Source organism: Microbacterium sp. STRO-2N, assembly GCF_057747775.1.
Genome location: NZ_CM173223.1, coordinates 1,101,369 through 1,114,708, shown reverse-complemented (window position 1 = coordinate 1,114,708; position 13,340 = coordinate 1,101,369). Strand labels below are relative to the sequence as shown.

The following is a 13,340-nucleotide window of genomic DNA, read 5'->3' as shown; positions in this document are numbered from 1 at the left end:
TCCGGGTGAACGGGCGACCCTGTATCGTCGCACGCCACCACACGCTCGCTGGGGCTCGTTCACCTTCCGTTCACCCGTTGAGCCCACTCTCTTAAGAGTCCGCGCCTACGTTTCAGAGCGAACCCCGCACCGGGTTCGCCCCGGAAGCCCGAAATCCGGGCATCCATCCCTGACACGTGAAGGATTCACACAGTGAAGATCTCTCGCATCGCCCAGGTGGGCGCTGTCGCCGCAGTCGCGGCCCTCGCCCTCGCCGGCTGCGCCTCGAACGAGACTCCCGGGGGCGGCAACACCGAAGCGCCCGAGTCGAACCTCTCCGGCGAGATCGCCGGCGGCGGCGCCTCGTCGCAGGAGGTCGCGGTCCAGGCGTGGACCGCCGGCTTCCAGACCGCCAACCCCGACGTGACCATCAACTACGACCCAGCAGGCTCCGGCGCGGGCCGCGAGTCGTTCCAGGCCGGCGCCTTCCCGTTCGCGGGATCGGACCGCGCCTTCACGGTCGAAGAGATCGAAGAGGGCCCCTTCGACGGCTGCGTCGACGGCTCGGGCATCGTCGAGCTCCCGACCTACATCTCGCCGATCGCCGTCATCTTCAACATCGAGGGCGTCGACGCGCTCAACCTCGACGCCGCGACCATCGCGGGCCTGTTCGCCGGCACCATCACGAACTGGAACGACCCGGCCATCGCCGCGCTGAACCCCGACGCGACGCTGCCCGACCTCCCGGTCACCCCGGTGCACCGCGCCGACGACTCGGGCACCACCGAGAACTTCACCGACTACCTCTTCCAGGCCGCCCCTGACGTCTGGACCTCGGAGCCCGACGGCGTCTGGCCGCTCTCGAGCGGCGAGGCCGCGCAGGGCACCTCGGGTGTCGTGTCGGCCGTCGCCGGCGGCAACGGCACGGTCGGCTACGCCGACGCGTCGCGCGCTGCCGAGGAGGGTCTGTCGACCGCGGCCGTCCAGGTCGGCGAGGAGTTCGTGGAGTACTCGCCCGAGGCTGCCGCCGCCATCGTCGACGCGTCGCCGTTCGAGGAGGGCCGCGGCGAGGCCGACCTCGCCATCGAGCTGCAGCGCACCTCGACCGAGGCGGGCGTGTACCCGATCGTCCTGATCAGCTACATGATCGCGTGCCAGGAGTACGCCGACGCGTCGGTCGCCCCGATCGTCAAGGGCTACCTGGAGTACATCGCGAGCCCCGAGGGCCAGGACGCGGCCGCCGAGGCCGCCGGCTCGGCGCCGATCTCGGACGCGCTGCGCGAGCAGGTCAACGCCGCGATCGACACCATCGTCGCGGAGTAATACCGTCGTACCCGGCCCGGTCCTCGGACCGGGCCGGGTACACCTTCGAGAACCCGGACCAGCAGAAGGACACCATGACGACGACGACCGCCCCGGCCGCGGGCAAGGTCAAGCAGCGGCCAGGCGACCGCTGGTTCTCGGGAACCGCGCTCGGCGCCGGCGTGATGATCCTCGTCACCCTCGCCGCCGTCGCGATCTTCCTCATCGTCCAGTCGATCCCCGGCCTCGCCGCCACGAGCGAGGACGCGAGCCTGCTCAGCGGCAGCTTCTGGGACTACGTCTGGCCGCTCGCCTTCGGAACGGTCTGGGCATCGTTCCTCGCGCTCCTGATGGCGGTGCCGCTCGCCGTCTCGGTCGCCCTCTTCATCTCGCACTACGCACCGCGTCGTCTCGCGCAGGGTCTCGGCTACATCGTCGACCTGCTCGCCGCGGTGCCTTCGGTCGTCTTCGGCCTGTGGGGCATCCTCGTGCTCGCTCCGGCCGTCCAGCCGGTGTACGCGTGGCTCAACGCGAACATGGGCTGGTTCCCCCTCTTCGGCGGCACCGTGTCGAGCACCGGCCGCACGATCTTCACCGCCGCGATCGTCTTGGCGGTCATGGTCGTGCCCATCATCACCGCGATCTGCCGCGAGATCTTCCTGCAGACCCCCGTCCTCCACGAAGAGGCGGCGCTCGCCCTCGGCGCGACGCGCTGGGAGATGATCCGCATGGCGGTGTTCCCGTTCGGCCGCAGCGGTATCGTCTCGGCGTCGATGCTCGGCCTCGGGCGGGCACTCGGCGAGACGATGGCGGTCGCGATGGTGCTCTCGGTGGCCAACATCGTGACCTTCGAGCTCTTCACGTCGGAGAACCCGGGCACGATCCCCGCGAACATCGCGTTGACCTTCCCCGAGGCGTACGGCGTCAACATCAACGTGCTGATCGCCACGGGCCTCATCCTCTTCATCGTCACCTTCGTGGTCAACGCCATCGCCCGATGGATCGTCAGCCGCCGCAAGGAATTCTCGGGAGCGAACTGACATGACCGTGACCACCGCTCCCCCGCAGGCACCACAGCAGTCGTTCGTCCGCGAGAGCCCGCGTCTCACGAGCGGGCGCCTTCCCACGTGGGCGCCCTGGGCGATCCTCGTCGCGAGCGCCCTCATCAGCGCCGTGGTCTTCGCCATCCCGGCTCTCGCCGCCGGAGAGGCGTTCAACCTCGCCGGATGGGCCGTCGTCGGCGCGATCCTGTACCTCGTGCTCGTCACCGTGATCTCGAGCGTCGTGGAGGGCCGCCGCAAGGGCGTCGACCGCCTCGTGACCGGCGTCGTGACCATCGCCTTCGGCATCGCGATGGTCCCGCTCGTGTCGGTTGCCGTCACCGTGCTGGTGAACGGGATCGCGGGGCTGTCTGCCGAGTTCTTCAGCTCGTCGATGCGCAACGTCGTCGGCGAGGGCGGCGGCGCGCTCCACGCGATCGTGGGCACGCTCCTCATCACGGTGGCCGCCGCGATCATCTCGATCCCGATCGGCATCTTCACCGCCATCTACCTCATCGAGTACGGCGCAGGCAGCCGCCTGGCACGCGGCATCACGTTCCTCGTCGATGTGATGACCGGCATCCCCTCGATCGTCGCGGGCCTGTTCGCGTACGCCGTCTTCGCCCTCATCTTCGGCCCCGGCATCCGCATGGGCATCATGGGGTCGATCGCCCTGTCGGTGCTGATGATCCCCGTCGTCGTACGCTCCACGGAGGAGATGCTGCGACTCGTGCCGAACGAGCTGCGTGAGGCGTCGTACGCGCTCGGCGTGCCGAAGTGGCGCACGATCGCCAAGGTCGTGCTGCCGACGTCGATGGCCGGCATCACCACCGGCGTGATGCTGTCGATCTCGCGCGTCATCGGCGAGACGGCGCCGCTGCTGCTCACCGCGGGCGTCGCGACGTCCATGAACTACGACCTCTTCAACGGCCGCATGATGACGCTGCCGGTGTTCGCGTACTCGCAGTACATGAACCAGGGCATCCCCGCCCAGGCCTACATCGACCGGGCGTGGAGCGCCGCGCTCGTCCTCATCGTCATCGTGATGCTCCTGAACCTCATCGCGCGCATCGTCGCGAAGGTCTTCTCCCCCAAGCTCGGCCGCTGAGCATCCCCACCCGAAAGAACTGACAGGGAACATGTCCAAGAGCATCGAAGTCAACGACCTCAACGTCTACTACAGCGACTTCCTGGCCGTCGAGGGTGTCGCGCTCGAGATCGAGCCGCGCAGCGTCACGGCTTTCATCGGCCCGTCGGGGTGCGGCAAGTCGACCTTCCTGCGCACCCTCAACCGCATGCACGAGGTCATCCCCGGCGCTCGTGTCGAGGGCGAGGTGCTCCTGGACGGCGAGAACCTCTACGGCCCGAACGTCGACCCGGTGCTCGTACGGCGCCAGGTGGGCATGGTCTTCCAGCGGCCGAATCCGTTCCCGACGATGTCGATCCGCGAGAACGTGCTCGCCGGCGTCCGGCTGAACAACAAGAAGATGTCGAAGTCCGACGCCGATGCGCTCGTCGAGAAGTCGCTGCGCGGCGCGAACCTGTGGAACGAGGTCAAGGACCGCCTCGACAAGCCGGGGTCGGGTCTCTCGGGCGGCCAGCAGCAGCGTCTGTGCATCGCGCGGGCGATCGCCGTCTCGCCCGAGGTCATCCTCATGGACGAGCCGTGCTCGGCCCTCGACCCGATCTCGACCTACGCGATCGAGGAGCTCATCGGCGAGCTGAAGAACGAGTACACCGTCGTGATCGTCACGCACAACATGCAGCAGGCGTCGCGCGTGAGCGACAAGACGGCGTTCTTCAACATCGCCGGCACCGGCAAGCCCGGCAAGCTCATCGAGTACGACGACACCAAGACGATCTTCACGACGCCGTCCGTGCAGGCGACCGAGGACTACGTCTCCGGACGCTTCGGTTGACCGCCGAGGGCGGACGCCCGAAGCGAGTTGCCGAGCAGCGAGCGCCGGCGAGCGTATCGAGACACGGATAGCGCCCAGTCGCGGCAGCTCAGTCGCGTGGGCTCAGCAGGTACCGGTTGAAGGATGCCGTCAACTCCGCGTCGACCGGCACCTCGACGCCGTCGACGGCCGTGATCGGCACGGTCAGGCGCACGCTCGACACCAGCCATGCGGCATCCGCCTGCGTCAACGCCGCGACCGGGATGATCTCGTACGCGATCTCGTGGCCCTGCTGGGCGAGATGGGCGAACAGGCTCAGCTGCGTCGTGCCGTGGAGGATCCCGCCGTTCGGGGCGGGAGTGACGAAGCGGCCGTCGACGCGGAGGATGAGCGAGGCCGTGGGCGCCTCGAGGACGAACCCGTCCGAGCTCACGAAGATCGCGTCGTCGGCGCCGCGCCGCCGCGCCTCGCGGATCGCGGCCATGTTCACCGCGTACGACAGCGTCTTCGCACCCAGCAGCAGCCACGGCGCGCGCGCGGGCGTGTCGATGCCGTAGCCGCGGTCGAGCGTCACGACCCGGATGCCGCGCTCGCGGACGCGCGTGTTGTCGGGCGCGTCGGCGGCGGTGACCCACGCGGTCGGGGTCGGGCCGTGCTCGACGCCGCGGCTGAGGATGAGCTTGATCACCGCCTCGCCGTGCGGCGGGCAGTGCGCCGCCGCGACCTCGACCGCCTGGCGCCACTGCTCGCGATGGGGCATCGGCAGGTCGCACAGCGCCGCGGAGTGCGCGAGCCGGTCGAGGTGCGGCCCCACCTCCTGCGCGTGGCCGTCGACGACGCCGATCGACTCGAAGATGCCGTCGCCTCGCTGGGTGCTCAGCTCCCCCACGCTCAGCGCCGGCGCCGCCACGTCGATCGGAGTGAAGGTGCCGCTGAAGTCGGTGCGGGTGTCGTCGGATGCCGCAGGGTCGATCACGAGCGCGAAACGCCAGGCCATGCCACGAGCTTAGAGCGCGGGAATACTCCTCCCGACGACTCCGTTAGACTGTCATGGCCGGGCCGCAGTAACCCCGGGCTCCATCTTCTGCCGCTGCGAGCGGCCTTGCGCCGAGAGGCGTTCTGCGGCCCGGCACTTTCGTACCCGCTTCCGACGCACGCCCTCGACTCCAGGCAGAATGCCTCTCACCGCGCCGCGGTCGCGAGCACCGCGGCGTTCTGCGGCCCGGCACTTTCGTACCCGCTCCCACGGCACAACGACCGCCCGGGATGCCTCAGCTCAGAGCTTCGCGCCGCCACAGCCCCGCGCACGCGGTGAGGTCGGCGGCGTAGTCCGAGAGGCGCAGCGCCCGCGTCGTGAACGACGACGCCCGCTCGGGCTCGGTGGCCTCGTAGTCGTCGGCGACGTGCGTCGCGCCCGAGGCCTCGATGCGGCAGAAGGCCGCGGCGCGGTCGAGGGCGACCGCGAAGTCCCCTTCGAACAGGCCGCGCATGATCGTGTCGACGAGCGCGACGAGCTCGTCCGGGCCGGCCGGCGACGGCGCGCCCGCCACGACCTCGTCGGCCGACGGGAGCTCGGCGCGGCCGCGCTCGTAGAGGAGCGCGGCTGTGTGCGGGTCGTCGTGGATCATGAGCTGCAGCAGGTACAGCCGCCACAGCGCGCCCGGCAGCGTCTTGGCCGGCGACCGCGACCACAGCTCGGCGATGTCGTCGATGCCGTGCTGGTCGGTGAAGGCGACGAGCCGGTCGACGACGCCGCCATCGGGGTCGGTGCGGGCGCGAGCGAGCAGCGCGTGCGCCGTCGAGTGCGCGACCCGCGACACCTCCGCGGGGTCCTCGGCCGAATACAGCCGGTCGAAGAGCTCGGCCGGCCGGCGGACGGGCTTGTGGTACTCCCTGGACTCCTCGCTCACCTGCTCCAGGCTACCCGCCGCCGCGAGCACGGGAGCCGGCCGGCGCGTTGCTGCGGCCCATGGCACGCACATGACGGGACTCGGCCTCAGGCCTGGTTGATGCGGATGTGGTTGCCCGACGGGTCGCGGAACGCGCAGTCCTTCGCGCCCCAGCCCTGCTCGATGGGCTCCTGCAGCACCTCGGCGCCGAAGGCGCGCAGACGCTCGAAGGTCGCGTCGAGGTCGTCGGTCGTGAACACGTAGGGTCCGGGACCCGAGCCCTTTACGACGAGGCGTTGGAGGGCCTCGCCGTCCTCGGGCGAGCGGCCGGCGACCGGGTCGGAGACGACGAGCGACAGGCCGGGCTGCCCCGCGAATCCGAAGCTCACCCACCGGTGGCCGTCGTACGAGACGTCGTTGACGATCTCGAGGCCCAGTCCGTCGCGGTAGAACGGGATCGCGGCGTCGACGTCGTCGACGGTGATGGGGCTGTATGCGAGAGAGATGCTGGTCATGACATCAACGCTAGGGCGAGCGTCGCCACGGTGCTTCTCCGATCCTGCTCGGTCCGCGTAACCCGTCAGCCACGCCCCGTCAGGCGTAGCGCGTCGGCCGCGTGAGGATCTTCGCGATGCACAGCGGCATCGCCTCGGCCGCATCGTGCGGGCGCGCCCGGTAGGCGCTCGGCGTCTCGCCGACGATCTCGGTGAACGTGGAGCTGAACGAGCCGAGCGAGGTCGCGCCGACCGCGATGCAGGCATCCGTCACGGTCGCGCCGCCCCGCAGCAGCGCCATCGCGCGCTCGATGCGACGGGTCATGAGGTACGCGTAGGGCGTTTCTCCGTACGCGGCCTTGAACTCGCGCGAGAAGTGCGCCGGCGACATGAGGGCCTTCGCGGCCATGGTCGGCACATCGAGGGGTGAGGCGTAGTCACGGTCGATGAGGTCGCGCGCGCGCCGCAGGTGCACGAGGGTCTTCGGGGATTGAGGGGCGGATGCCACGGCACCACGTTAGCGGGATCCGTGGCGTGCGATCAGGCGGCGGGGTCACCCCGTGGGGATCTCGATGATCGGGCGCTCCGTCGGGGTCCCCTCGGGCGTCCCGCCCTCCGGTTCGACGGTCACCGCGATCACGACACCCTCCTGCCACTCGCCTTCGAGCAGCACCGTGGCGGATCCGTCGGGTCCCGGATCGAACGAGCCCGCGGGTGCGTAGTCGCCGTCGCGCACCCACCAGGCCTGGAGCACCTCGTCGTCGCCGATATCGGCCAGGTCCGTCGTGACGAGCACGGCTTCGCCGAGCGACGGCGCCCAGTGCGCGGTCGCCGAGCCGCCCTGATCCAGCGCGGCGGTCGCCGTGACCGAGTCGGGTGCAGCGTCAATCCGGTCGAGTGCCGCGAGTGCCGGCGGGCGCGTCAGAATCTCGTTCACCGTCGCCGCCGCGAAGCCGAGGCCGACGAGCACCACCAGCGCCGCAGCGAGCCCGACGACTCCGCGTGTCCAGTTGCGGCGCGACACGGCCTGGATCGTCGTGGTCGTCGGCGCGGGCTCCACCATCGGCGTGTCGGGGCGACTCGGCGCGACGACCCGCTGCGGGATCGGTATCGCCTCACCCTGCTCGAACGCCGCCGCGGCGACGGATGCCGGGGTCGGCGGCACCTGGGGAGCGGCGGCGATCTGCGTGAGCAGGCTCGACCGCATCGTGAGCGGCGGCGCGACATCGCCGGCGGCATCCGCCGCGGAGGCCGCGGTCGCGGCATCCGTCAGCCAATGCAGCGGCTCACCCTCGGAGCGCTGCGCGCGAGCGGCCTCGGCGGCGCGGCGCTGCGCGATCGCGAGCACCCACGGACGCCCGCGCTCGCTCGACGAAGCGAAGCGCGCCGCGGCGCGCCACACCTCGAGGAAGACCTCCTGCAGGACCAGCTCGCTCCGCGGGCGGTCGCCGAGCGTCGCGAGGACGAGCCCGAAGACGCGCGGCGAGAGCAGGTCGTACAGGCGGGCGAACGCGGACTCGTCGCCCTGCGCGATGCGACCGAGGAGCACGCCCACGCGATCGATGCGGGTCGTCCCGTCGTCCGGTACGTCGAGGCCCTCGATGACCATGTCATCCAGCATGCCCTACCCGGCACGCAGGGTGTTTGCACCGATCGCGTCCGGCGTCAAGGGGCGTGTCACCGGAGAGGGGCCCGCCTACGTTGGAATCCAGCTCGAAGCGCCGCGACCCCCCGTACACGGCGCTTCGCAGCGGGGAGGGAACAGTGACAGACCTGCGCGAGGCCGATGACATCTCCACAGGCGAGCTGCTCGACGGGCGCTATCGCCTCGAGGAGCGCATCGGCGAAGGCGGCATGGCGCGCGTATACCGCGCCGAAGACACCCACCTGGACCGCACGATCGCCGTGAAGCTGCTCCGCGGCCCCGTCGACGGCGACGCCGTGCTCGAGCGCGCTCGCGCCGAGACGAGGGTGCTCGCCTCTCTCAACCACCACTCGATCGTCACCGTGTTCGACGCCCGCATCTCGGACGCCGACGGCAGCTACATCGCGATGGAATTCGTCGAGGGCATCACCCTTCGGGACCTCATCCGGCGCGGACCCATCGACGAACGCGACGTGGCGCGCATCGCCGTCGACGTGGCGGAGGGGCTCCATGTGGCGCACACCGCCGGCATCGTCCACCGCGACGTCAAGCCGTCGAACGTGCTGCTCGGGCCCTCGCCGCTCCCGGGCCCGACGTGGCACGCGAAGCTCGCCGACTTCGGCATCGCGTTCCTCCTCGACAGCACCCGCGTCACCACCCCCGGGCTCGTCATGGGCACGGCCGCGTACATCGCGCCCGAGCAGGCGCAGGGCGCGCCGCCGGCGCCGCCGTCGGACGTGTACTCGTTCGGGATCATGCTGATCGAGGCTCTCACCGGAACGAGACCGTATGCGGATGCCGAGGGCATCGGCGCGATCACCGCCCGGCTCGTCTCCCCGCCCCCGATCCCCGAGACGCTCGACCCCGTCTGGCAGGGCCTGCTGCGCGGGATGACGGCGACGCGCCCCGACGATCGCCCGACCGCGCTCGACGTGGCCACCGTCGCGACGCGACTCGCGGACGGCAGTCCGAATGCCACGACCGTAGATCACCCCACTGAGGCGGTCGAGGTGCGGACTCTGCCGACGATGGTGCTGCCTGCCGCAGTCGCGGGTACGGTCGGTGCCGGCGCTCTCGGCGCGACCGCGGCCGGCGCACACGCGGCGGGCGCCGACGTCGCGGGGCGCACCGCGGGCACGTCCGGCGAACCGGCGAGCGGCGATGCGACCCCCGTCGAGGGGATGACGGGGTCCGCGGCGGCATCGACGATGGACGGGTCGCCCCCGGCAGCCCCGGACGACACGCGCCGCCGACGGCGAGTCATCGCCCTGCTCGTGGTGGCAAGCCTCGCCGCGATCGCGTTGGCGGCCGCCGTCTGGGCGATGACGCTGGCGGGCTCGACGCCTGACCCGGAACCCTCGACCCCGGCGGTCGTGCCCTCCGTGATACCGAGCGAGACGCCGACCGAAGAGGCCCCGCCGCCCGTCGTGAACGACGACGAGGGCGACGACGGCGACGACAACAGCGGCCCCGGCAACGGCAACGGCAACGGCAACGGCGACAACAGCGGCCCCGGCAACGGCAACGGCAACGGCAACGGCAACGGCAACGGCAACGGCGGCAACGGAAACGGCGGCCAGGGCAACGGCGGCCGCAACGGCTGACCTCGCGCGCGGCTTCATCCCCGCCCTCCGACCGTTAAGCTTGGTGGTCGAGGGCCTCTAGCTCAGTCGGTAGAGCATCGGACTTTTAATCCGCGGGTCGTGGGTTCGAGCCCCACGGGGCCCACCATAAATTGGATGTTCAAACCCGCGACGTCGGCGGGCTTTACGTCCTCTCCCGCACGCAGCTAGCCTCGTAGGTCAGCGCTGCGGCGTGGAGTGACGGGTCCAGCGGCGTGTCGAAGGGCTCGCCTGGGTCCGCATCCACGATGTCGCCGCCGTCGAGTTCGTAGACGTTGATGCGGTCGAAGAACGCTTGGTTGCATATGGGTCGGAGCGAGTCGCCAATGCTCATATAGATCGCATGCACGTCGCCAGCGAAAGCCAGGCAGTCTTCCAAGCGGGCCTTGGCCTGGTCGTACTCGACCTGACCGGCGTCGATCCGTGAGTCGAGGAAGGCGAGTCGGCGGGCGATGCGATCCTGTTCCTCTTTGAGTAGGTCCAGCGGGACGGCTCCGGCGTTGTGGGCGTGCAGCAGGCTTCTCCGTTCGTCGCGGAGGTTCTCGCGCTCCACGGCGAGGGTGTGTCGTTCGGCCTGCTCGCTGCGTGGAGGTCATCGAACTGGTGGGTGAGCACGTGGCGCAGCGCGGTGACGATGTGCTCGGGAATCTGCACGCTCCGGTAGTAGTCCTTGATGTTCCCCTCAATGTCGTGGATCGGCATGGCCTGGCGCGTGCAGGCGGTCCGCTTGGAGTGGCGGCTGGCGCACATGAATTTCGAGTAGACGTTGCCGTGGCGGTTCTTGGCGTGGGTGACCATGAGCCGGGAGCTGCAGTCCCCGCACCAGATCGTGCCTTCAGCTAGTGCTCGTGCGTCTGGGTCTTCTCGCCGGAGACCCGGTGCGCGGTGAGGACGTTCTGCACCCGGTACCAGACCTCGGCGCTGTCCCGCCGGTGGGGGCCTTCTGCGTCATGCCCTTGGCGACCTCGTTGGCGAGGTTGCGGGAGGAGAACTCCGCGATCGTGGACATGATGCCGTGCAGCAGCATCCCGCTCGGGGTTTCGTCGTTGTTCTCCGTGGCGGAGACGAGCATGACCCCGGCCACTTTGAGTGCGAGGTGGATCGCCACGTCGTCCGCACGGCTCCGGGCGAGCCGGTCGACCTTGTGAACGATGCAGTACGCGACCGGGTGCGTCTTGACGTACTCGATCATCCGCATCAGCTCGGGCCGGCGGCCTTGCGGGCGGACTCGCCCGCGTCCACGAACTCCCCGCTCACGATGGCGTTCAGGTCGCGGGCCTTGCGGAGATTCGCGTCGCGTTGCGCGGGGATCGTTCTGCGGTGTCCGAGATTGTCATCGTTGACTCCTTGTCGTGGTGTGCACTGCACGCGCGGAATAGCGGAATACGGGACAGGGAGGCCGGCGCGAAGTGCGGCGGCCTCCCCGTAGGGGTCACTTGTTGGTGGCGAGCTGCGGGTAGACCGCTTCGAGGGGGGCGGACAGACCGGCCTTGAGCCGTACCGAGTTCTCGTCGGCGAGGACCTCGTAGCCGCCGGCCTCGAGGACGTCGAGGGTCTGGGTGACGAGGTCGGCCGGGTCGAGCTTGGGACCTTCCGCGTGGGCGGCCATCGCGGTGTCGACGTATCCGACGTGCACGCCGACGACCTGCACGCCTGCGGGCAGCAGCTCCAGGCGGAGGGAGTTCGTCGCCGACCACAGTGCCGCCTTCGTCGCCGAGTAGATGCCGGCGACGGCCCACCACGACAGCGCCGAGTGGATATCGATGATGGCGGTGTTGCCGCCCTTCGCGGAGAGGGTCGGGGCGAAGGCGCGAGCGAGGAACAGGGGCCCGAGGAAGTTGGTCTCGACGTTCTGGCGGATCTCCTCGTCGGTATGGGCGAGGATGCCTGCGGAGGAGACGGAGGCGCCGGCGTTGTTGATGAGCACGGTGACGTCGGGGGCCTGGTCGACGGCGGCCTGGATGGAGGCGGGGTTGGTGACGTCGAGGGTGAGGGGCACGATGCGCTCGTCGTCCCATTCGCGGGGGTTGCGGGCGGTGGCGTAGACCTTGGCGGCTCCTCGGGCGAGGGCTTCGCGGACGAAGTGGCGGCCGATGCCGCCGTTCGCGCCGGTGATGAGGACGACAGCGCCGTTGAGTGAAGTCATGGGATGGATCTCCTTGATATGTGATGGTCGAATGGGCGAAGGAGCGGCCGGGGAGGTGTCGGGTTCGCCTGCCCCGACCGTGTCTCGGGGTTAGACGCGGGTGAGGGCGGGGTAGTCGGTGTACCCGTGCGCGCCGCCGGTGTACAGGGTCGCCGGGTCCACCTCGTTGAACGGCGAGTCCTGCTGCAGGCGTTCGACGACATCCGGGTTCGCGAGCGCGAACCGTCCGAGCGGCGCGACGTCTGCAAGCCCGGCGTCGATGTCCGCGGCGATGCCATCGCGGTCGCGACCGTACCGGACGACGAGGACGGCGGTCGGCCACACGTCCCGGAACGACTGCAGCAACTCGTCGTCGCCGAGGTGATGCACGTGCAGATAGGCCAGGTTCAGCGTCGCGAGCTCGCTCACGAGGTACCAGTACTGCGCGCGCACCGCCTCGGTGTCGCCCTCGTCGAGCCCGCCGAGCGGGAAGGCGGGCGAGATGCGGATGCCGGTGCGGTCCGCGCCGATCTCCTCGGCGACAGCCTGGGCGACCTCGATCACGAACCGGGCCCGGTTCTCGATGGACCCGCCGTACTCGTCGGTGCGCTGGTTCGCGTTGGGAGCGAGGAACTGGTGCAGCAGGTACCCGTTGGCGGCGTGGATCTCCACCCCGTCGGCTCCGGCGGCGATCGCAGAGGCGGCGGCGTGACGGAACTCGCCGATCACGCCCCGGATGCCGGCGACGCTCAGCTCACGCGGCACGGGCGACTTCTTCGGGCCTTCCGCTGTGAACATGTCCTGCTCGGCGGAGATCGCCGACGGGGCCACGGGCTGACGGTGGTGCGGGGTGTTGTCGGGGTGGGAGATGCGACCCACGTGCATCAGCTGGATGAACACGTGCCCACCGTTCTCGTGCACTGCATCGGCGACCTTCGCCCACCCCGCCACCTGCTCGGGGGTATAGATGCCGGGGGTGTTCAAGTACCCCTGTCCGTCTTCGGACGGCTGCGTGCCCTCGGTGATGATCAGCCCGAGTGAGGCCCGCTGACCGTAATACTCCGCCGCGAGGTCGCCTGGAGTGCCGTCGGGGTTGGCGCGGTTGCGGGTCATCGGGGCCAGCGCCAGCCGGTGCGGGAGCTCGACACGTCCGAGGGTGAACGGCTGCCAGAGGGAGGTCAGAGAGGCCATAACGGGTGTCATTCCTTTACATCGAAGGGGCGTCACTTCGCCGCCGGCCGGGCGCGGGGCGTCTGGCCGGACGTGGCAGAATGAGGGAAACCACATTCGAGCCCACACAACAGTGACTATACTCAGAACTGAGCTAAGTCAGAGTCTATTCCCGG

Annotated in this window: 14 protein-coding genes, 1 tRNA gene and 1 pseudogene; 6 read left to right on the top strand and 10 right to left on the bottom strand. The window is 69.9% G+C overall.

The window, feature by feature from the left end:
• Positions 1 to 192 precede the first annotated feature (192 nt).
• From pstS to pstB, 4 genes are all read left to right on the top strand, one after another.
• Positions 193 to 1,302, top strand: coding sequence for a phosphate ABC transporter substrate-binding protein PstS (gene pstS, locus AC3ANN_RS05030; RefSeq protein ID WP_488339898.1), 1,110 nt, complete (start codon positions 193 to 195; stop codon positions 1,300 to 1,302).
• Between the two features lie 74 nt (positions 1,303 to 1,376).
• Positions 1,377 to 2,321 (top strand): phosphate ABC transporter permease subunit PstC, encoded by a 945-nt coding sequence (gene pstC, locus AC3ANN_RS05025; RefSeq protein ID WP_488339897.1) that lies wholly within the window; start codon positions 1,377 to 1,379, stop codon positions 2,319 to 2,321.
• A gap of 1 nt (position 2,322) precedes the next feature.
• A complete protein-coding gene (gene pstA / locus AC3ANN_RS05020) occupies positions 2,323 to 3,429 on the top strand; it encodes a phosphate ABC transporter permease PstA (RefSeq protein WP_488339896.1) in 1,107 nt (368 codons plus the stop codon).
• 31 nt (positions 3,430 to 3,460) lie between these two features.
• Positions 3,461 to 4,240, top strand: coding sequence for a phosphate ABC transporter ATP-binding protein PstB (gene pstB / locus AC3ANN_RS05015; RefSeq protein WP_488339895.1), 780 nt, complete (start codon positions 3,461 to 3,463; stop codon positions 4,238 to 4,240).
• 88 nt (positions 4,241 to 4,328) lie between these two features.
• On the opposite strand, the gene AC3ANN_RS05010 is transcribed toward pstB, so the two are convergent.
• The 5 genes from AC3ANN_RS05010 to AC3ANN_RS04990 form a co-directional block, all read right to left on the bottom strand.
• Positions 4,329 to 5,216 (bottom strand): aminodeoxychorismate lyase, encoded by an 888-nt coding sequence (locus AC3ANN_RS05010; protein ID WP_488339894.1) that lies wholly within the window; start codon positions 5,214 to 5,216, stop codon positions 4,329 to 4,331.
• Between the two features lie 274 nt (positions 5,217 to 5,490).
• On the bottom strand, positions 5,491 to 6,129 hold the full coding sequence (locus tag AC3ANN_RS05005; protein ID WP_488339893.1) for a DNA-directed RNA polymerase subunit beta: 639 nt from the start codon (positions 6,127 to 6,129) through the stop codon (positions 5,491 to 5,493).
• A gap of 86 nt (positions 6,130 to 6,215) precedes the next feature.
• Positions 6,216 to 6,623, bottom strand: coding sequence for a VOC family protein (locus AC3ANN_RS05000; RefSeq protein WP_488339892.1), 408 nt, complete (start codon positions 6,621 to 6,623; stop codon positions 6,216 to 6,218).
• Between the two features lie 79 nt (positions 6,624 to 6,702).
• On the bottom strand, positions 6,703 to 7,110 hold the full coding sequence (locus tag AC3ANN_RS04995; protein WP_488339891.1) for a helix-turn-helix transcriptional regulator: 408 nt from the start codon (positions 7,108 to 7,110) through the stop codon (positions 6,703 to 6,705).
• Between the two features lie 45 nt (positions 7,111 to 7,155).
• Complete coding sequence (locus AC3ANN_RS04990; RefSeq protein WP_488339890.1) at positions 7,156 to 8,223, bottom strand: anti-sigma factor domain-containing protein; 1,068 nt, start codon at positions 8,221 to 8,223, stop codon at positions 7,156 to 7,158.
• A gap of 143 nt (positions 8,224 to 8,366) precedes the next feature.
• Between AC3ANN_RS04990 and AC3ANN_RS04985 the strand changes: the two genes are divergently transcribed.
• Positions 8,367 to 9,851: a serine/threonine-protein kinase gene (locus tag AC3ANN_RS04985; RefSeq protein ID WP_488339889.1), complete on the top strand. Its 1,485-nt coding sequence runs from the start codon at positions 8,367 to 8,369 to the stop codon at positions 9,849 to 9,851.
• Between the two features lie 51 nt (positions 9,852 to 9,902).
• Positions 9,903 to 9,978 (top strand) — tRNA-Lys (locus tag AC3ANN_RS04980).
• A gap of 36 nt (positions 9,979 to 10,014) precedes the next feature.
• Here the strand turns inward: AC3ANN_RS04980 and AC3ANN_RS04975 are convergent.
• The 5 genes and pseudogenes from AC3ANN_RS04975 to AC3ANN_RS04955 all read right to left on the bottom strand — a co-directional run bounded on the left by AC3ANN_RS04975 (position 10,015) and on the right by AC3ANN_RS04955 (position 13,185).
• Positions 10,015 to 10,422, bottom strand: a complete 408-nt coding sequence (locus AC3ANN_RS04975) for a hypothetical protein (protein WP_488340916.1) — start codon at positions 10,420 to 10,422, stop codon at positions 10,015 to 10,017.
• Positions 10,423 to 10,589: 167 nt separating this feature from the next.
• A pseudogene (locus AC3ANN_RS04970) lies at positions 10,590 to 10,667 on the bottom strand (hypothetical protein); the annotation flags it as partial.
• Positions 10,668 to 10,704: 37 nt separating this feature from the next.
• The gene (locus AC3ANN_RS04965) at positions 10,705 to 11,061 is read right to left on the bottom strand and encodes a recombinase family protein (RefSeq protein WP_488339888.1); all 357 of its coding nucleotides are present in this window, start codon (positions 11,059 to 11,061) and stop codon (positions 10,705 to 10,707) included.
• A 240-nt stretch (positions 11,062 to 11,301) separates the two neighbouring features.
• The gene (locus AC3ANN_RS04960; protein ID WP_488339887.1) at positions 11,302 to 12,015 is read right to left on the bottom strand and encodes an SDR family oxidoreductase; all 714 of its coding nucleotides are present in this window, start codon (positions 12,013 to 12,015) and stop codon (positions 11,302 to 11,304) included.
• Positions 12,016 to 12,105: 90 nt separating this feature from the next.
• Positions 12,106 to 13,185 (bottom strand): alkene reductase, encoded by a 1,080-nt coding sequence (locus AC3ANN_RS04955; RefSeq protein WP_488339886.1) that lies wholly within the window; start codon positions 13,183 to 13,185, stop codon positions 12,106 to 12,108.
• Positions 13,186 to 13,340 lie beyond the last annotated feature (155 nt).